Below are 19,996 nucleotides of genomic sequence, written 5' to 3'. Positions count from 1 at the left end.
ACGATTGTTAAGCTCAATTTGTTTGCTAGCATATTGCTTGCTTGTTAAAAATGTTTGTTGTCTTGAATTGAATCAAGACGCCCTACACATTTGGTTTGTCTTACTTTGTTCAGTTTTCAAAGGTCTAATCTTTTTGTTTCAACAACTCTTTAATCTTATCAGATCCAGAAGAGAATGTCAACAACTTTTTTTGTTTATTTTTTCTAAATACCTTTATCGCTCATTAGCAGCGACTTGATTATCATACCATTTCATTTGTTATTTGTCAATAACTTTTTTGAAGTTTGTTTCGATAAAATCAAGCTTTATAAACTTCCTCATCTAAGCGACTTCGTTATTATAACATGATATCAAAAATGCGTCAACACTATTTTTTATAATTTTTAGCGACACCTTAAAGGAATCATTTAGAACAAATAATAATATAGCAATCTCTTTATAAAATTGCAATAGAAAATTTCCTATTTTTCTTTATTATTTTTAAAGACGAATATTAAAGTATTTTTATTGTTTTTTGTTCACCTAAAAGCTATTTACAATTTACCAACGAATGTTATTCTATTTTATTGTTCGCTAGATTTCTTTATAATGACCATCCTAAATTTCTTATCTGCTTTTATTTGGCTTCTTCTTTCTTAATCGATAATATAAAAAACAAGCAAAGCACATGCTTTACTTGTCTTCTGTTTTTGCGATAGGAATAAAAATTCTAAAGATAGTCCCTTGCCCAACTACGCTTTCTGCTAAGATACGACCTTTGTAGTTTTCAACCAATTGTTTTGCGATAGACAATCCCAGACCATTTCCGCCCTTCGTTCTAGCCCTCGCTTTATCCACACGATAAAAACGATTGAAGATCTTATTAAGGTCTTCTTTGGGTATTCCTTCACCAAAGTCCTGTATAGCAATCTCAAATTCATTCAGAGTAGAAGAAATAGAGATATGGACTTCTTTTCGTGTAGTTGAATATTTTACTGCGTTATCCAATATGATAATGATTAATTGCTCAAAGTGATTACGATAAATTTGCAGGGTCACTTCTTTTGTCAAATCATCATCTAAAGTAATCACATAGTCTGGGTATAATATCTTGAAATTATTATAAACTTGATAGGTGACTTCTTTTCCTTTAGTTGTTTCATTTGCATAATGGACATCTACTTGTTCTGCTCTAGATAAGTCTAGCATCTCTTGAACTAAGCTTTTCATGCGGCTGATTTCTTGCATGCTGGCTCTTAATGATTCTTCCAATATTTCAGGATCATCTTTCCCCCAACGATTTAGCAGACTAAGATGCCCTTCAATGATTGCTACAGGAGTTCTTAACTCATGAGAGACGTCTTCCACGAACTGCTCTTGTTGTTCGATATACAAACGCATGCGGTCAAGCATCTCATTGAATATTTCAGCTAAATCTGCCAATTCATCATTCGTGTCGATTTCAGGCATGTGGATATCTGATTGCGGATCTTTACGTATAGTATCCATTGTATCTCTGAGTACCTTGAGTGGTTTCAAGAAGTAAGAAGATAAAAAGAAACCTAAAATACTACTTAAAATCAAAGAAACGACTTCTAAAACAATAAGAGTCAATAATAGCTTATTTCGGATATCATAGAAAGAAGATAATTCATAGAAGCTTTGCGCATAACCAATCTTTTCTCTTGTTCCTTTAGAATATATAGGCTGTATAGATAAAAAGCCAGTTTTCCCTTCTAGTGTAACAATCGTTGGCACTTTACGTGTTGTTTGGATCAAGTTTCGACTGTTTTCGTGAGTTTTGAAAATCAAGTTCTCATCTAAATCATACACATAAAGATCCATCGAAGGCTGCCCTAGCTCAGCTATAAAGGAATCAATCTTCATTAAGTTTCCTTCGACCAGTGAAGTATGATCTATGACCTCATCTCCGTCATTTGTCGCTTTTGTCAGATTACGATACGTATTCACTAATGTCAGTTCTTCATCCGAGTTAGCCAAACGAGAGGCTACTTCTGAAATCGTACGTTCTACATTGTTTCTTTCTTTTGCAACAATCAGATTGATAGATGATTTATAGGTAATGACCGCAAAAATTGTAAATACGACGAATATGAAGAAAGAACTCGCAAAGGCCCACTTGATTGTCAAGGAGGGCCCTTTCAGTTCTCTTTTTTCCGATTTTTTCGGCTTTATCACGAGCGCATCACATAACCTGTTCCGCGGACAGTTTGGATATAGCTTTCCTCCCCTGGAACGTCAATTTTATTGCGAAGATAACGAATATATACATCCACTACGTTTGTTTCAACTTCCGTTTCGTATCCCCACACTTTATTTAGTAAAACATCACGTGCTAATACCACGTTCACGTTTTCCATTAAAGTAAGTAGCAATTCGTATTCTCTTTTTGTTAGTTCAATTACTTCGTTTCCGCGACGTACGACACGGTTTTCTTTTTCGATAGTCAAATCACGATAAGTAATAGTGGTTTGTTTTGCCACATTTTTGTCACCTTCAATATCGATTCGACGCAACAATGCTCGAAGACGCGCTAATAGTTCTTCGATAGCAAATGGTTTGACGATGTAGTCATCTGCTCCATGGTCAAGTCCCGATACACGATCAATTACAGAATCTCTTGCAGTCATCATAATGATTGGTGTATTTTTGACTTGGCGTACGCGTCTGCAGACTTCTAAACCGTTCAATTCTGGAAGCATCAGGTCCAACAATATGGCATCCCACTCATTATTTAATGCCGCATCTAAACCAGTACGACCGTTGTAATGGACTTCTGCGTTATACCCTTCATGCTTCAACTCTAGCTCGACAAATCGAGCTAAGTTCTTTTCATCTTCAATGATTAGAATATTACTCATTTATTATTTTATCCTTTCTATCTACTGGCTTTTTAAAAACTCTATCATTATACCGATAATCTGCTTAAAAATCTATAGTCATTTTATCATGAATAGCAGTTTTAAAAAAGAGCTGAAGTCTACTCATAACAATTGACTTCAGCTCTTTCGTCCTCTTTTTATTTTCTCATTTCCTAACAGCCAAAAGACTATTATTCTTCATGGTACCATGAGTAATGGAAGATTCCTTCTTTGTCGACACGTTCATATGTGTGTGCGCCAAAGTAATCGCGTTGGGCTTGGATTATATTTGCAGGCAGACGTTCTGCTCTGTATGAATCGAAGTAAGCGATGGCTGATGAGAAAGTTGGTACAGGTACGCCAGCTTGGACAGCCAAGGCAACGACGTCTCGGACTGATTGCTGATATTTTTTCGTGATTTCAACGAAATAATCATCTAGCAATAAATTTTCGATCTCAGGATTTTTGTCATAAGCATCCGTGATTTTTTGCAAGAATCGAGCTCGGATGATACATCCAGCGCGCCAGATTTTTGCGATTTCGCCAAATGGCAAATCCCAATCAAATTCTTTTGAAGCGACACGTAATTGAGCAAATCCTTGAGCATAACTCATGATTTTACTGAAATACAACGCTTCTCGGATTTTTTCGACCAATTCTTTTTTGTCTCCTGTGAACTCAAAATCGTTCGTGCGAGACAAAATTTTACTTGCTTGTACGCGTTCTTCTTTATAAGCAGAAATGTAACGAGCAAATACAGATTCAGTAATCAATGGAAGTGGCACGCCTAAGTCAAGCGCACTTTGGCTTGTCCATTTACCTGTTCCTTTATTTCCAGCTGCATCAAGGATCACATCTACGACTGGTTTACCTGTGCCTTCATCGTCTTTTCGAGTCAGGATGTCAGCTGTGATTTCGATCAGGTAGCTGTCTAATTCACCTTGATTCCATTCTTTAAAGATATCAGCCATTTCTTCTACTGAAAGGTCTAAAATATTCTTCATCAAGTCATAAGATTCAGCAATCAGTTGCATATCTCCATACTCAATACCGTTGTGTACCATTTTCACATAGTGTCCGGCTCCGTTTGGGCCAATATAGGTAACACATGGTGCTCCGTCTTCTGCTTTTGCAGAAATTTGCTCTAAGATTGGTGCAACTAGCTCATACGCTTCTTTTTGTCCACCAGGCATGATTGAAGGTCCTTTTAAAGCTCCTTCTTCACCGCCGGAAACGCCTGTACCGATAAAGTTAATACCAGAGTTGGCTAATTCTTCATTACGACGCATCGTATCTTTAAAGAATGTATTTCCTCCGTCAATCAGAATATCGCCTTTATCAAGGTGAGGAAGCAACTCTTGGATTGTTGCATCTGTTGCTGGTCCTGCTTTGACCATCAGAAGAATCCGACGTGGTTTTTCGATTGATTCTACAAATTCTTCGATTGTGTACGTTGCTTTGAAATTTTTATCTGGGTGTTCTTCTACTACAGCGGTTGTTTTAGCCCCTGTACGGTTGAATAAGGCCACTGAATAGCCGCGGCTTTCTATATTCAAGGCTAGATTTTTACCCATAACGGCCATACCGACAACGCCGATTTGTTGTTTTGACATATGAACTCCTCCTACATACGGGATTTCTCCCTAATCTCTTACATTATAGCTTAACACGGCTACATTGCAAACTAAAGAACAACATATTTTTTATTTACCGCTTATAAAAAAATAAACCTCAAGGCTCCATGGTTAGCCTTGAGGTTTTACATTTTCTAATTAAAATGTATTAAGCTTCTTTTGACATTACGTCCTTACCATCATAGTAACCACAATTTGCACATACGTGATGGCTTTTTTTCATTTCACCACAGTTTGGACATTCGTTTAATCCTTTGATTGTCAACTTGTAGTGTGTACGACGTTTTGCTTTTTTAGCTTTTGATGTTCTTCTAGCTGGTACTGCCATTTTGCTACACCTCCTTGTAAAGTCTTGCACCTATAATAGATACAATATATTCCAATCTTACTTGTTATCGTCGTTTTTTGATTCAGAATCAAAAAGTTCAGATAGTTTTGCAAGACGAGGATCAATTTTATTCTCGGCTTCTTCCATTTTTCTGCGTTGGTATTCTTCTTCGGAAACAACTTCCCAATCATTGCCTTTTGGAAGTTCTGTTGCTGCTTCCTCTTCTTTCGTCAATACCCGCATCGGAATCGCCAATAAGATGTTGTCTTCAATTGACTCTGCTAAATTCAATAACGGACCTTCAATCAGCAAAATCTCATCTGCAGACATTTGCTCATCTCTGCTTTGGAATTGTTCTTCTGTCATGAATACTTCGTCTACAGAAAAATCCATCGGCAGTTCAACAGGTTCTAGCGAACGTGTTGAAGGAACTGTCAAAGTCGTCTGCACAGTGTAATGAACGATATAGCCTTTCTTATCAACTGAGACCAAACCTTCGACTTCCACTGGCGCAACATCAAGTATTAAATTGTCTCGCTTCATGAGAGCGGCTTTCAAGTCGAGCGTCTCATGAAAAGTTAACGGTGTCTCCTGGTATTTTCTCAATTCCAATAAAGACCATTTCATTTTTCATCACTCCTAAGCAACAAAAGCAATTATACAGGGCAAAAACCATGTTGTCAATGAAATTTTCTTGACACCTTGCAGTTCATAAAAAAACAGAAATATCTTTAACAGAAAGCCTCTATTTGCTATCATCTTCAGAATCATTTACAATAATCATTATTCTATCAAAGGAGCGGATGATCTTTATGAACACGAAAGATATTGAATACTACGTCCAAATCGTCAAACAAAAAAACTTTACGAAAGTGGCTAATTATTTCCGTGTGAGCCAACCTACTATTACATATGCATTACAACGTCTTGAAAAAGAGTTTGACGCCGTACTTATCACAAGAGATCGTTCGCATCACGAATTAATCGTCACACCTTCTGGAAAGCAGCTGTTTCTCCATGCACAAACTATTCTCCAAGAGATTTCTACTGCAAGGGCTGAAATCACTCAGTTACAAAAGAAAAAGCTGCGTTTTGGCTTGCCGCCTATTATCGGCAATGAGTACTTTCCAAAACTGTCAGGTTACTTTATCAAGCATGAGTTGATGAATCAGATTGAAATCACCGATGGAGGCTCTCGGGACTTATATGGAATGATCCGTCAAGGGAGGATCGATTTAGCCGTATTAGGCTCAACACAGCCAATCGTAGATCAATATTTAGAAACAGAATTGCTTTTGGATAAACGTTTCATGATCGTCGTTCCGCCTACTCACCCTCTGGCCCAGCAGAAGGCGGTCTCTTTCAAAGATATATCAGATGAACAGTTTGTGTTATTGAACGAACATTATGTCCACCCAGCAGCATTCACTAAACTTTCTAAACAAACACACACTCAACCAAAAGTTGTTTATCAAAGCAATGATTTGACGATTTTAAAGAGTATGATCCGTGAAAATGTTGGTATCGGTTTTTTGACAGAGATTGCTGTACATCCTGAAGATCATTTAGTTTGCCTCCCACTTTCAGACGAAGTTCAGCCTCGCTTCTTGATTTCATTGGCAAAACGAACACAACAGCTTGTCACACCGCTTCAAGAACAAGTAGTCCAAGTCATCCATGAATTCGTTACAGCACAAAAAAACAGCTCTTCGTAAATGAAGAGCTGTTTTTATTTTGTATTAAGCTAAATTAGATAGCTGTTGTTTCGCCACGGTAAACGATGCCGCGACGTGAATCAACAGTAATCAATTCGCCATCAGTAATTGTTGTTGTTGCGCCTTTAGCACCAACGATTACAGGAATATCTTGTGCAATTCCTACAACTGCAGCGTGAGAAGTCAATCCGCCTTCTTCAACGATAACAGCAGCTGCTTTTTCGATTGCAGGCATGTATTCTTTGTCAGTTGATGGTACAACTAGAACCATTCCGTCTTTTGCTTTTTTTACAGCTTCTTCAGCAGATGAAGCAATAACTGCATTTGCAACGACAGATTTTTGTCCAACGCCTTGAGCTTCTAATAATTTAGAACCAATCATTTGAATTTTCATCACGTTAGTTGTTCCGCGTTCGCCAACTGGTACACCAGCAGTGATCAAGATTAAATCGCCTTCTGATGCGAAACCTAATTCAACAGCTTTTTTAGCTGCTAGTTCAAACATTTCATCAGTTGTTGATGGTTTTTCAGCAACTGTTGGGTAAACACCCCAGTTTAACATCAAACCACGTTTTGTGCGTTCGTCAAAAGTAACAGCCAAGATATCTGCATCTGGGCGATATTTTGAAATCATTTTTGCAGTGTAGCCTGATTCAGTTGCAGCAACGATTGTTTTGACCCCTAGATTTTTTGCAGCACGAGCTACAGATAAACCGATTGTTTCAGTTACATCTGTTTTATCGAATTCGTTCAATTGGAATGTACCTAATTCTGATAATGCATTTTCAGCTTCTTGGTCGATACGTGCCATTGTTGAAACAGCTTCAACTGGGTAGTCTCCGTTTGCAGATTCACCAGATAACATTGTTGCATCTGTTCCGTCAAATACAGCATTGGCAACGTCAGAAGCTTCCGCACGTGTTGGACGTGGGTTTTCTTGCATTGATTCTAACATTTGTGTAGCAGTGATAACTGGGATACCAGCAGCGTTACATTTTTTGATGATACGTTTTTGAACCATTGGTACTAGTTCAGCTGGGATTTCCACACCCATATCTCCACGGGCAATCATAACACCGTCAGAAACTTTGATGATTTCGTCAATGTTGTCGATACCTTCTTGAGATTCGATTTTAGGGAAGATTTGAACATGAGTCATGTCTTTTTCTTCTAAAATTTCGCGAATATCTAGAACGTCTTGTGCTTTACGTACAAAACTTGCAGCGATAAAGTCGATATCGTTATCTAAACCAAAACGAATATCGTCAGCATCTTTTGGAGTAATACCTGGCAAACTGATAGAAACGCCTGGTGCATTTACTCCTTTACGTGATCCTAGCATACCTGCATTTTTAACTTCTACGACTAATTCACGGTTTGCTTCGTCTTTTTCAATGATTTCCATGTCGATCAAGCCATCATCGAATAAAACGTGTCCGCCTACGTGAACATCGTCAAATAATCCTGGGTAAGTAACCGCGATTTTTTCTTTTGAACCTACATGTTCAGGATCCATAGAGATGCGTGTTTGATCTCCTACTTCAAATTTGATGTATCCTGCACGACCAAAATCAGCTTCTGTTGTGCCTTGAACAGTTGTACGGATTTCAGCTCCTTTTGTATCTAAAAGAATACCGACATCTTTTCCTGTCTTTTTAACTGCTTCACGGACCATAGTCATACGTGATAATTGTTCTTCATGGTCACCATGAGAAAAGTTAAAGCGGAAGACATTTGCCCCAGATTCAATCAATTGAGAAATAATTTCTACTGAGTTACTTGCTGGTCCTAATGTACTAACGATTTTGGTTTTTTTCATTTAAAAAACTCTCCCATTCAATTTTGTTTATTTAAAGCTGTACACAGCTTAAATAGCTTGGTTTCTTTCACTCTTAAAATGAAAGTGAATTATTTAGATCATATAATGATAAGTCTGGTTTATGCTTGTTGTTTTCTAGTGTATCAATGATGTCAGCTGCAACGATTTCGTTGTCATGGATACCGACACATAATCCACCTTTTCCTTCTTGAAGCAATTCGACAGCGTAAGCACCGAATTTACTTGCTAAGACGCGGTCGCGTGCGCTTGGTGCTCCACCACGGACAACGTGTCCCAAGATAGATACACGTGTATGATAGTCGCCAAATTCTGAAAGTTTTTCAGCGAATTCATTTCCGCCCATTACACCTTCAGCCAAGATGATCAAGCAATGTTTCTTCCCACGATCACGGCCTTCTTGGATTTTTTTAGCAACTGAAGCCATATCAAAATCATGTTCTGGGATGATGATTTCATCTGCTCCGCCAGCTACACCTGACCATAAAGCGATGTCACCTGCATTGCGTCCCATTACTTCGATAACGAATGTACGAACATGAGAAGTCGCTGTGTCACGAATACGGTCAATTGATTCTAGCACTGTATTGATTGCTGTATCAAAACCGATTGTGAAGTCAGTACCAGGAATATCATTATCGATTGTTCCAGGAATACCTACTGCTGGGAATCCACGTTTTGTCAAAGCCATTGCGCCATGATAAGAACCGTCTCCTCCGATAACCACTAGACCTTCGATCCCGAATTTTTTCAATTGTTCGATTCCTTTTAATTGACCTTCTTCAGTTGCAAATTCTGGATAACGTGCAGAATACAAGAATGTACCACCACGTTGGATCTTGTCACCTACATCTGCCACATCAAGACGACGAATATCTCCAGCAACTAAACCGGCAAACCCATAATTGATCCCGTATACTTCCAGTCCTTCGTAAATACCTTTACGAACAACGGCACGAACAGCTGCATTCATTCCAGGTGCGTCTCCGCCACTGGTCAAAATTCCGATGCGTTTCATAATAAACATTCACCTCATTAAAATACTTTATCCTAAGTATAACTTAGGTTTACAACCATTTTTGCGTTAACCACGACTAACATTCTAACATTATTTTTCTCGCTTGTCTTGATTTACGGATAAAAAAATGAAAAAAAATGAAAGCAAGTAGTATTTTTTACCGTAAGTTATTTGAAAACCACATTATCTTCGCCAAGTAGAGAAACAAGTTGTCCCTTTATACTCTTGCTGTCATCCACCCAATAAGCATCTGACAGAACAACTTTTCGTTGTGTTTTTTCGTGGTACATAATTACTGGAATATATCCTGGGTGTTTCTGAAAAATCCCTTGTAATTGTTTCATTATCTCAGGGTCTTCCCGTTCTTCTGTTATACGCAAATAGCACGTTTGTGAAGGATACTGTGTTTCTAACTGACGAGGATCAGCAAAGCTTTCTCCAATCAATTGTAGTTCCTGGTTATATTTGCTGATTTCGCTACGCCCTTGAACAAAAATCACTTGATCAACTGCAAACAGGTTACGATATTTTCGATAAAGAGTTGGAAAAACCGTGACAGAAATTTCTCCGCTACTATCGGTTCCTTCCACGAAGGCCATCAGTTCGCCTTTTTTTGTCCGAATCTCTCTAACTTCCTTTATCATCAATAGTAAATTGACTGGTTGATTAGGAACGATATCTGTAATCAGCTGAACCTGTTTAGCTAAACGAAGTCGGTCAAACCCTTCTGCAGGATGTCCTGACAAATAAACACCTAAGTATTCCTCTTCCAGCTTCAGTCGTTCTTCTAGTGTATAGTCAGCAACTTCTTCTTCTTTTAATGCCATGATTCCTAGCAAATCTAGACTGCCACCGCTGTAAACGATATTTTGGATTTTTCCTTCGAGATCAAGCATCAACTGTTTCCTGTTAGGAGATAATTCATCAAAAACACCTACTGCTGTCAGTGATTGCAGTAACTCTAATTTCAGCCACCGCTTATCGATCCGTATGAGGAATTGATCTACTGACTTGAACGGGCCATTTTGTTTTCTTTCATTCAATACATCTTCTACAAAATCACGTCGGATGCCTTTTATCGCTGTCAGCCCGAATCTGATTTCTTCCTTATTGACCAACTCAAAACTATAATTGCTTTGATTGATGGATGGTGAAGAAAGTTTGAGTTTATTTTTACGTGCTTCTGCAATATATTCTTTCAATTTCGTTGTGTTATGCCGAACAGAATTCATTAGACTGGTAAAGAAAGCTCCTGGATGATGAGCCTTTAGATATGCCATTTGGAATCCCACGAAGGAATAAGCAAATGCATGCGACCGATTGAATCCATAGTTTGCAAATTTTTCAATATATTCATATACAGTCACTGCTGTTTTTTCCGAATATCCTTGTTGTAATGCTCCTGATACAAAATGCGACTTTTCTTCATCTAATACGTCTTTTTTCTTTTTACTAACTGCCCGCCTCAAAATATCTGACTGTCCTAATGTAAATCCAGCCATAGTCGAGGCAATCTGCATGATTTGTTCCTGATAGACAATCACCCCGTATGTGTTTTTCAAAATCGGGATCAGTGAATCATCGGGGTAGCGAATGGCTTCTTTTCCTTTTTTTCTGGCAATGAAAGTATCGATATTTTGCATAGGACCTGGACGATACAACGCATTGACTGCGGCAATATCTTCGATGTTTTCTGGTCCTAATCTTCGTAAAACGTTTCGAATACCAGCGGATTCAAATTGAAATACTCCTGAAGTTTCGCCTCGTTGAAACAAGAGTAGCGTTTTTACATCATTTAATGGGATCTCTTTTAATCGGATTTCCTGCCCTTCTACTCGCTTAACAGCCTTTAAAGTAAAATCAATAATCGATAAGTTACGTAGTCCTAGAAAGTCCATTTTCAAAAGACCGATGGCTTCTACCTCATTCATCGTATACTGAGTCAGAAAAGCTTCATCAGAACCGCGTTGGAGCGGTACTAATTCAAGTAGATTCCTATCGCTGATAACTACCCCTGCTGCGTGAGTCGAAACGTGTCTTGGCAATCCTTCTAAAATCACTGCGGTTTTGAATAAAAGTTGGTTTTTTTCGCTTGCCTGAACTAATTCTACTAGTTGACGCGATGTTTTGTAAGCTTGGGTCAATGTGATTTTCAGTTGGTTTGGTATTGCTTTTGACCAGCGGTTTGCTTCACTTTGTGACAGACCAAACACTCTAGCTGCATCTCTAAGAACCATTTTTGCAGCCATTGTACCAAATGTCGCGATTTGCGCCATGTGATATTGTCCATACTTTTCTCGAACATAATTCAATACTTCCTCACGTCGGTTGTCAGGAATATCCAAATCAATATCCGGCATCGTAAAACGTTCAGGATTTAAAAATCGTTCGAATAGCAAGTCATACTCTAATGGATCCACATCTGTGATTTCTAACACATAGGCTACTAATGAACCAGCAGCAGAACCACGGCCTGCACCGGTAACGATTTTATTTCTATGAGCAAAAGCCATTACATCCCATACGATCAGGAAATAATCATCGAATCCCATTTGATGGATGACAGATAACTCATAGTCCAAACGTTCTCGGTACTCCTTTGTATAATCAACGATCCGATGTTCTACTTGCGAGTAGCATAGCTCTCTTAAATATTCTCCAGCTTGTTTTCCCTGAGGGACGGGATAATGCGGGAGTAATTTCTGATGAAACTGAAATTCAAATGAAATCGATTCAGCTAAGCGCTGAGCACCTATTACAGCTTGTGAAAGACCTGCTTCTTCGAATCGTTTGATCATTTCTTGTTCTGAAATCAGGTAACCATTTGCTGATGGTAAAGGTGCAGATAAACTTTCTAAAGGCATCTGACTTCCCTCTTTGATATGCTTCATCACTTCAAGCGCAAAAAGGTCTTCTTGCTGTAAACTAGCGATTGGATGCAATGCACAAAGCGGATAATTTTCTTTTGTCACATACTGATACCATTCAGGCAATTGATTAGGCGTGTTTTCTGACAAGCCGATATAAAAATCTTTAGTAAAAACATTTTCAAGCAAAAACTGCCAATGACTGAAAAAATGTTCCTCTTTATTGAAAGCCTCAGAAACAGAATGAGTTGCCGGAACGACAAACACTAGATGGTCGGTTTCTATCATATCATCAAGTGCCATTTTTTCTTGGATCATTTTTCGACTGGAAAGTTTCATCAGTTGCTGATAACCTGTCTCATCTTTTGCGTACGCAAGCAAACCATAATTTTTTTCTTCATAAGTATAACTAAGATGTAATCCAATGATTGGCTGTATTTCTTCTTCTACACAAATACGATAGAATTCAGGTGCACCGTATAAGACATCTTTATCCGTTATGGCTAATGAAGTGTAGCCTTGTTTTTTTGCTTCTTGTACATATTCTCGAATACGGATCGTACTTTGTAAAAGAGAATAAGAAGTAATTGTATAAAGTTGTGGGAAAAACATCTTGCATTCCGCCTTTTTTTTCGTTAAAATTCACTAGCGTTAAAAGGTATGATCCTTTTACTTTCATTAAATAACAAGTGCTGAAGTTAATTGTTCTGCTTCATTTGCTTGCTTCTAGTCTGTAGAAATGAGTTCTTTCACAAGAACTCGAATTTTATTGAGATTTAGTCTCGTTTCTTTACATTCAAAGAAAATCTGGTAAAATTAAGATAGAAAAGAGGTGTTCTTTATGCGATATATCGTTACATTATTCTGGGCTGTCGTTCTAGGTCAAGTAGTCGGTTATATTGGTGCTGCATTAACAAGCGGAACATATGATTTTACTTTGACAACAATCATTTCATTAATTGCGGGTGTCATTATCCTTTTGATTGGTGCAGTTGCGCCAAGAAAAGAAACCTCTGCCCATTCGTAAAAAACCAGCCAAGAGCTTGAGATATCTCAAGCTCTTTTTTATTTCCAATTTTCAGCACTATTATAATCTACTGCGAAGAACTTTACGAAAATTGAATAGAGAAAGAAGAATATTTGACAGGACGAATAAACTTGTCACAATAAAAACAGCACTGTAATTATAAGCATGCGCAACTGTCGACCCCAACATGGGTCCTAGAACCTGTCCAAAGTTACTGAACATCTGATTATAGCTATAGATTCGGCTAACCCCTTCTTGTGGCGTGATTTTACTGATCAGTGTATTGACAGAAGGCATCAAAGCACCAGTTGAAAAACCTAAAATAAAACGAAGTATACCTAATTGGAGTGGTGTCGTGACAAACGCCATGGGCAAATAACAGCAAAATGATAAGATGAGTCCGCCAATTAAAACTTTTTGATTCCCAATCTTATCCCCTAGTTTTCCTAGTTTTGGTGAAGAAAAGACTGCGGAAACACCAGCTATCGAAACAATCAAGCCGCTGACAAACAGGATATTTTCTGTATTTCCGCTCAATTCACGAATATATAAGGTCAAAATAGGGCTGATCGTAGTGATCCCTATCTGTAAAATCAAGGTCGTGATGAAGAGACCAATCAAAATAGAGAGATGATCCATTTTTGAAAAAATTTCTTTGGTGCTTATCAGATATTTTTTCTCGATTGGATGGAAATCTTCTTTGACTAAGAAGATGGTCAACACCGTTGTGATCATCAACAAAGCCCCTGTGATCAAGAATACATTTTCCATACCAAACCACTGAGCCAATGCACCGCCCATAGAAGGTCCGATCAGATTTCCCGCAATCGCTCCGGTGGATAATGTTCCTAATGCCCATCCGCTCTTTTCTCTAGGCGCTTGTGAAGCAATCATTGCTGTTGCATTTGGAATATACCCAGACAAAATCCCGTTCCAAAAACGCATGATCAAAAGCCAATACGCGTTCGGCACAAAAGCTAAAGAACCCATCGTCAACGTCATCCCAGCTGCTGCACGGATCATCATGAGTTTTCGACCTTTTCGATCAGCTAGATTTCCCCAGATTGGTGCAACCACGGCAGATGCAAAAGCAGTAACAGAGATTGCTAGTCCCGAAAACAATTCGATTTGATCTTTTGGTGTTCCTAGTTGCTCAACATAAACTGGTATGAATGGCATAACTAAACTAATACTTGCACCAGTGAAAAAACAGCCAATCCATGCAATCACTAAATTTTTTCTCCAATTAATCTTCATCTATCATCCCTCTTTCGTCTCTTTTATCATACCTATTTTCGAATAAACAAGCAACGATCTCGCCAGTAAAAAGAGAAAAATCCCGCAAAGATTATTTTATATGTAACGTTCTTTTTATGTAAAAAAAAAGAGACCGGAAAAAATGCTGTTCCAATCCCTTCTCTTTATTTAAATCGTTGCTAGAATGATGAAGTTGATGATGAATAAAATATCAACAATCCACAAAGCAACAGAAACTTCATTGAATTTTCCTTTGATTACTTTGACAATTGTATAGAAAATAAATCCTGCTGCAATCCCATAAGAAATGCTATAGCACAATCCCATAAAGATCGATGCAAAGAAGGCTGGTAAAGCTTCTTCCATATCTAGCCATTTGATGTCTGCGAAAGAAGCCATCATCATTACTCCGACCAAAATCAGTGCTGGCGCAGTTGCTTGATTTGGTACAATGGCGATCAGCGGGGAGAACAGACTACTTAATGCGAATAGCACTGCCACTACTACTGAAGTCAAACCAGTACGTCCGCCGGCCCCGATTCCAGCTGCAGATTCGACATAAGTTGTTGTATTTGATGTACCAAAGATAGCACCTACGGAAGTAGCGATTGCATCTGCAAATAGCGCTTTATCCATTTTTGTTTTGAACCCGCGGCCATCTTCCAATGCGATCTCGTCCTCTTTTGAGAAAATACCTGTGCGGCGTCCTGTACCGATAAATGTTCCGACCGTATCAAATGTATCAGATAAACTGAATGCGATGATCGTCATCAATACTTGAGGGATCTTGGAAGAATCACTGAATAAAGATTGCATTCCTTCAGAACCAAATGCTGCACCGAACGTTGTTCCTAATTCTTTAAATGAATTGCCTAACGAATTCGTTTGCCAATCAATGGAACTTAAATCAACAACACCCATAAAAATCCCAAGGACTGTGGTCGCTACGATACCGATAAGAATAGCACCACGGACGTTTTTTACAACTAAAATGGCTGTCAGCACCAAACCAATCACAGCTAACAAGATAGGTGCGTTGTCAAAGTTGGCTAACGCGGGAACGATTCCGCCATTTATCGTAACATTTGTTGCTTTTCCACCTTCAACGACAGAACTCGAAATAGCAGATTGGTCTGCTGAAAAAGATAAAAATCCTGCATTTTTGATCCCGACATACGCAACGAAAATACCGATCCCGCCACCAATCGCATGTTGAAGACTTTCAGGAATCGCCCGAATGATCATCTTTCGGATATTTGTAACAGTAATAAAAATATTGATTAATCCGCAAATAAAAACCATTGCCAAGGCTTGTTGCCAAGAATAGCCAAGCCCAAAAACGACCGTAAAAGTGAAAAATGCGTTCAATCCCATACCAGGTGCCTGAGCATATGGTACATTCGCGAACAATCCCATGACTAGCGTACCAATGATTGATGCAATGATTGTGGCTAGAAATACTGCTTGGAACGGCATACCTGATGCTGATAAAATCGTCGGATTTACGAATAAGATATAGCTCATGGCAAAGAATGTCGTTACTCCCGCCATTATTTCAGTTGATACATTTGTATTGTTTTTCTTTAAACCGAAAAACTTTTCCATAAAAAGTTCCACTCCCTGAATTTTTTTCTGATGGAAAACTATAATAATAAAAAATATGCAAAATATGGCAAATCCATCGAACAATTTCAAATTATATAGACGTTTTATTCGTTTTTCAACGTTTTTTTAACAAAAAAACCGAAAACAATACTTAATGTTCGTGTTTAGCTCGTATTCATTTATTTACATAGCCATAACTGTATTTTTTGTTAGGAATAACTGATTCCTCTTGTTAATTAACTAAAATATGCTAGACTAAAACAAATGCTAGTTGAGGAAGGAAGGACCTTTATTGAATAAAAAATTAATTGCCATCGATCTGGACGGAACCACCCTCAATCAAGATTCGATGATTACCTCTAAAACAAAAGAAACCCTGAAAAAAGCAATCAATGCTGGTCATCATGTCAGTATCGCTACTGGACGCCCATTTCGAATGAGCCATCAATTTTACCAACAATTAGAGTTAACAACACCGATGGTTAATTTTAACGGCGCACTGGTGCATATCCCTAATCAACATTGGGATGGCGAAAGAGAAACATTGATTAATCGTGAAATTGCTTTTGAAATCTTATCGCAAAAAAAACAATTGAATTTAGACTTTATCGCTGCTGAAAATCGGGATACTTTTTTTATCGACAGCTTTGACTTCTTTGATGAAAAAATTTTTGCTTCTTCACGTCCTGGAGAAAAAAACTTGCTTTCTCCTAAAAATCTGACGACAAATCCTACATCTTTGCTTGTCCGAACAGACAAGCGTTTTGCAGAAGCTGTATCTGCTGAATTAACACGTCAATTTGGCAGTTATGTGGATATTCGTACGTGGGGCGGTCCTACGGCGATCTTAGAGATTGTTTCAAAAGGAATACAAAAAGCAAAAGGTGTGCAAGAGATTGCTAACTACCTATCTATTGATCAACAAGACGTGATTGCTTTTGGTGATGAGCATAACGATTTGGAGCTGCTGGATTATGCAGGCTGGGGAGTGGCTATGGCTAATGGTACTGATCAGCTCAAAGGCATCGCAAATGATGTCACTCCTTTGAGCAATCAAGAAGACGGTTTAGCTGTTTATCTGGAAAAATTACTTAAACTACAATAGAGAATTAGATTCCACTAAAAAAGGTTGTGACAATTTTTGTCACAACCTTTTTTGCCGAGTAAACGGTGCTCAATCAGCTGTCCTTCGGTATTAGCTCAAAAACAGCAAAATATGAAAATCTATTTTCCCATTTTGTTTCTCTAATACTCAGATCAGGGTGCTGATTTCACACCCTCTTGATAAATAGTGTTCAAAAGCCAGTTTCTCGGTATGAAGTCAAATTTAAGCAAAAATATGAGAAGCTATTTTCACAAAATTTTTCTTCATACTCGAAACTAAGTGGCTTTTTCACGACCTCTTTTTTATTTTGCCATGAACATATCATAATACGCGTCCATTATTTCTTTAGCAATCGTCAAGTTCATGTGGTCTTGTTCATCTAATAAGTTCGGCAAGACCACACTGATTGCGATTTCCGGATTGTCTGTTGGTCCGTATGCCACGATATTACTATTGACTGTCGTAATATCTGGGTGACCTTCCGCAACCGTTTCTGCAGTCCCTGTTTTTGCAGAAAGGTCCATTTTCGCACTGGCTAATGGTTTAGCTGTTGTGTAAGGGTCGGTACCATGAACAACCTGATGGAATCCTTCACGGAGGATTGCCATATTTTCTGCAGATATATTGACCGTATTTTCTACTGTCGTGCTAATTTCTTTTTTCACTTCACCTAAATTCCCATTTTCGTCATTGCCATAGATTGCTTTGACTAGGTGAGGCTGTACTCGTTTCCCGCCATTAGCGACTGTTGAAGCATATTGAGCTAATTGGATCGGTGTATATGTGTCAAACTGTCCAAATGCCAAATCGGTAAAGTTACCAGGAGTATACCATTCTTTGCCATTATCCGCATTGAACTTCTTCATATACTCAACAGAGCGTGAAATCCCAGGAGATTCATTCGGCAAATCAATCCCAGTCGTTGTACCAAGACCAAATTCTTTGAAAGAGTCTCTCAATTGTTGATAAGCTTTAGCTTCTTCGTCTAAACTAGGTAGTCCCATTCTAGGAGTATAGTCTAGTCCTAGCATCTTTAATGCCACTTTGATCATATACGTATTGGAAGACAATTCCAATGCTTTGACTGCATCAAGAGCAACTTGTCCGTTTCGGTTAAAGACAGAGCTTTTTTCTGAAGCACCTTGTAGACGAATCGGTTCATCAATCAACACTTGATTCCCGCTGATCGCGTTACTTGCCCAACCTGCTGTCAAAGTACCAGCCTTGACTACAGACCCTGGAGCAAAGGCGCTAGTGATCGTACCCAAAGCATTCTCGGTGATTTCCTTGGAACCTTGCTCATGACTGAAACCAGTCATGGCTAACACTTCTCCTGTCTGAGGATTCATGGCTACTGCATAAGCACCAGGCGAGTACTGTGCTTTACCATTATTGATCAATGTTTGATAATTTCTTTTTAAGATTTCTTCTACTTTTGATTGGAATTCTGCATTCATCGATAACATTAAATTAGAACCTTTTTCCCCAGAGAAGATTTCTTTTTGATTCGAAACATTGCCTTCATTATCAAGAGAAACTTCATATTGGGTTTTAGTTCCTTGTAGGACATCTTCATATTGTTTTTCCAAATAACTTTGTCCCACACGATCATTTCGAGAATAACCTTTTGCTAAATACTTCTCTGCTTCATCTGCCGGAAGTCCTTGTTTTTCAGTCGTCACACTACCTAAAATACTTTTCAGTGAATCTGCTGCGTTATATTCGCGTGTCCAGTCTGTGCCTGTCGAAACTCCTGGAAGCTCAGAAGCACGTTCCGCCACAACAGCTAATTCTTGGTCAGTAACACCAGAGTTCTTGATATAGACCGTGTTTAATTCATATGCACTGTTCATCCGTTTAAAGATGGTAGCGATCTTTAATTGTTCCTCGTTTAAGTTGATCTCATCATCTGTTACTTTATTGACCATCGCGCTGTATTGTTCGCTGTTTCCTAATTGCTTTTCTTTTGCCGAAAGTCTTTTTGTGACTTCCTTCAAATGTTCCGGATCAGCCAGCCAAAAATCTTTTTTATCTCTATCTGTCAGATTTTCATCTGCCGGCACATCAATCAGCGAGTTCAGCTTCGTTGCGATTTCAAGTAGGTCTTTAGCCGTCACTTGTGTGCCCCTCGTATAGGTGATTGCCTGATTCGCTTTATTTGTGACTAACGCTTTTCCTGTGGAATCGTAGATCATTCCACGAGGGGTACTTTCTTGGACTGTAATCGTAGAAGTAGATTTCACTCGCGCTTCCATCTCTTCACCATTCACGATCTGTAAATAGCCCAATCGAGCAATCAACGCAACAAATAACGTAAATATAATGAAAAAAAGAAAATTTAAGCGAAAAGGAACATGCGACCGGCGAAACGTTTTGTTTTTAGGCTCTTGTGCCCCTTTTCTTATTTTTTCTATCCAAGAAGTATTTACTATTTTTTTCATAAAATCTTTCATCATTTCCTATCCTTCCGCCTATTTACATTCATGCTTCATTGTACCCAAAAACTTCTTAATAAAAAAGAAAAAATGAGCGGAGCAAGAAATTCTTTACCTAATTTCAAGATAAAATCAACTTTTTGTTTCACAGCAAACCTCTGAAGTTGCATATCCAACTATTTTTTTCATTAAAAACTAAACTTATTTTTGAAAATTATGCTTTCTAAAGTCGTGAAACACTTTAATAGAACATTTCTTTGTGGAAAACTATAAGTTGTTATTCTAAAAAAACTTATATCAAAAATAG

14 protein-coding genes are annotated in these 19,996 nt (G+C 38.3%); 3 read left to right on the top strand and 11 right to left on the bottom strand.

Annotation, left to right across the window (positions count from 1 at the left end):
• Nucleotides 1-672 precede the first annotated feature (672 nt).
• The 5 genes from OZZ83_RS05000 to OZZ83_RS04980 form a co-directional block, all read right to left on the bottom strand.
• Nucleotides 673-2,178: a HAMP domain-containing sensor histidine kinase gene (locus OZZ83_RS05000; RefSeq protein WP_278023504.1), complete on the bottom strand. Its 1,506-nt coding sequence runs from the start codon at nucleotides 2,176-2,178 to the stop codon at nucleotides 673-675.
• Nucleotides 2,175-2,861: a response regulator transcription factor gene (locus OZZ83_RS04995; protein ID WP_002290973.1), complete on the bottom strand. Its 687-nt coding sequence runs from the start codon at nucleotides 2,859-2,861 to the stop codon at nucleotides 2,175-2,177. Before OZZ83_RS04995 ends, OZZ83_RS05000 begins: the two co-directional genes overlap by 4 nt.
• Nucleotides 2,862-3,052: 191 nt before the next feature.
• Entirely contained in the window at nucleotides 3,053-4,474 is a 1,422-nt protein-coding gene (gene gndA, locus OZZ83_RS04990; RefSeq protein WP_002290971.1) for an NADP-dependent phosphogluconate dehydrogenase, read from the bottom strand.
• 169 nt (nucleotides 4,475-4,643) lie between these two features.
• Complete coding sequence (rpmF, locus tag OZZ83_RS04985) at nucleotides 4,644-4,823, bottom strand: 50S ribosomal protein L32 (RefSeq protein ID WP_002290970.1); 180 nt, start codon at nucleotides 4,821-4,823, stop codon at nucleotides 4,644-4,646.
• 57 nt (nucleotides 4,824-4,880) lie between these two features.
• A complete protein-coding gene (locus OZZ83_RS04980; protein WP_002290967.1) occupies nucleotides 4,881-5,450 on the bottom strand; it encodes a YceD family protein in 570 nt (189 codons plus the stop codon).
• Nucleotides 5,451-5,635: 185 nt separating this feature from the next.
• On the opposite strand from OZZ83_RS04980, the gene OZZ83_RS04975 reads away from it, so the two are divergent.
• Entirely contained in the window at nucleotides 5,636-6,538 is a 903-nt protein-coding gene (locus OZZ83_RS04975; RefSeq protein ID WP_002310396.1) for a LysR substrate-binding domain-containing protein, read from the top strand.
• 34 nt (nucleotides 6,539-6,572) lie between these two features.
• Here the strand turns inward: OZZ83_RS04975 and pyk are convergent, their stop codons facing one another.
• The 3 genes from pyk to dnaE form a co-directional block, all read right to left on the bottom strand.
• On the bottom strand, nucleotides 6,573-8,357 hold the full coding sequence (pyk, locus tag OZZ83_RS04970; protein ID WP_002290965.1) for a pyruvate kinase: 1,785 nt from the start codon (nucleotides 8,355-8,357) through the stop codon (nucleotides 6,573-6,575).
• 73 nt (nucleotides 8,358-8,430) lie between these two features.
• Nucleotides 8,431-9,393, bottom strand: a complete 963-nt coding sequence (pfkA, locus tag OZZ83_RS04965) for a 6-phosphofructokinase (protein WP_002310395.1) — start codon at nucleotides 9,391-9,393, stop codon at nucleotides 8,431-8,433.
• A gap of 167 nt (nucleotides 9,394-9,560) precedes the next feature.
• Complete coding sequence (gene dnaE, locus OZZ83_RS04960; protein WP_278023502.1) at nucleotides 9,561-12,872, bottom strand: DNA polymerase III subunit alpha; 3,312 nt, start codon at nucleotides 12,870-12,872, stop codon at nucleotides 9,561-9,563.
• A 229-nt stretch (nucleotides 12,873-13,101) separates the two neighbouring features.
• Here dnaE and OZZ83_RS04955 point away from each other — a divergent pair, with 229 nt between their 5' ends.
• Nucleotides 13,102-13,287: a YjzD family protein gene (locus OZZ83_RS04955; protein ID WP_002290959.1), complete on the top strand. Its 186-nt coding sequence runs from the start codon at nucleotides 13,102-13,104 to the stop codon at nucleotides 13,285-13,287.
• A 60-nt stretch (nucleotides 13,288-13,347) separates the two neighbouring features.
• Here the strand turns inward: OZZ83_RS04955 and OZZ83_RS04950 are convergent, their stop codons facing one another.
• Complete coding sequence (locus OZZ83_RS04950) at nucleotides 13,348-14,544, bottom strand: multidrug efflux MFS transporter (protein WP_278023501.1); 1,197 nt, start codon at nucleotides 14,542-14,544, stop codon at nucleotides 13,348-13,350.
• A 168-nt stretch (nucleotides 14,545-14,712) separates the two neighbouring features.
• Nucleotides 14,713-16,149 (bottom strand): NCS2 family permease, encoded by a 1,437-nt coding sequence (locus OZZ83_RS04945; RefSeq protein WP_278023500.1) that lies wholly within the window; start codon nucleotides 16,147-16,149, stop codon nucleotides 14,713-14,715.
• 292 nt (nucleotides 16,150-16,441) lie between these two features.
• Between OZZ83_RS04945 and OZZ83_RS04940 the strand changes: the two genes are divergently transcribed.
• Nucleotides 16,442-17,254, top strand: coding sequence for a Cof-type HAD-IIB family hydrolase (locus OZZ83_RS04940; RefSeq protein ID WP_278023498.1), 813 nt, complete (start codon nucleotides 16,442-16,444; stop codon nucleotides 17,252-17,254).
• Between the two features lie 302 nt (nucleotides 17,255-17,556).
• On the opposite strand, the gene OZZ83_RS04935 is transcribed toward OZZ83_RS04940, so the two are convergent.
• Nucleotides 17,557-19,710 (bottom strand): peptidoglycan D,D-transpeptidase FtsI family protein, encoded by a 2,154-nt coding sequence (locus OZZ83_RS04935; RefSeq protein WP_325066014.1) that lies wholly within the window; start codon nucleotides 19,708-19,710, stop codon nucleotides 17,557-17,559.
• Nucleotides 19,711-19,996 lie beyond the last annotated feature (286 nt).

This window comes from Enterococcus sp. E5-162 (assembly GCF_035725965.1).
GTDB classification, from domain to species: domain Bacteria; phylum Bacillota; class Bacilli; order Lactobacillales; family Enterococcaceae; genus Enterococcus_B; species Enterococcus_B lactis.
This window is presented reverse-complemented; position numbering and strand designations above follow the sequence as displayed.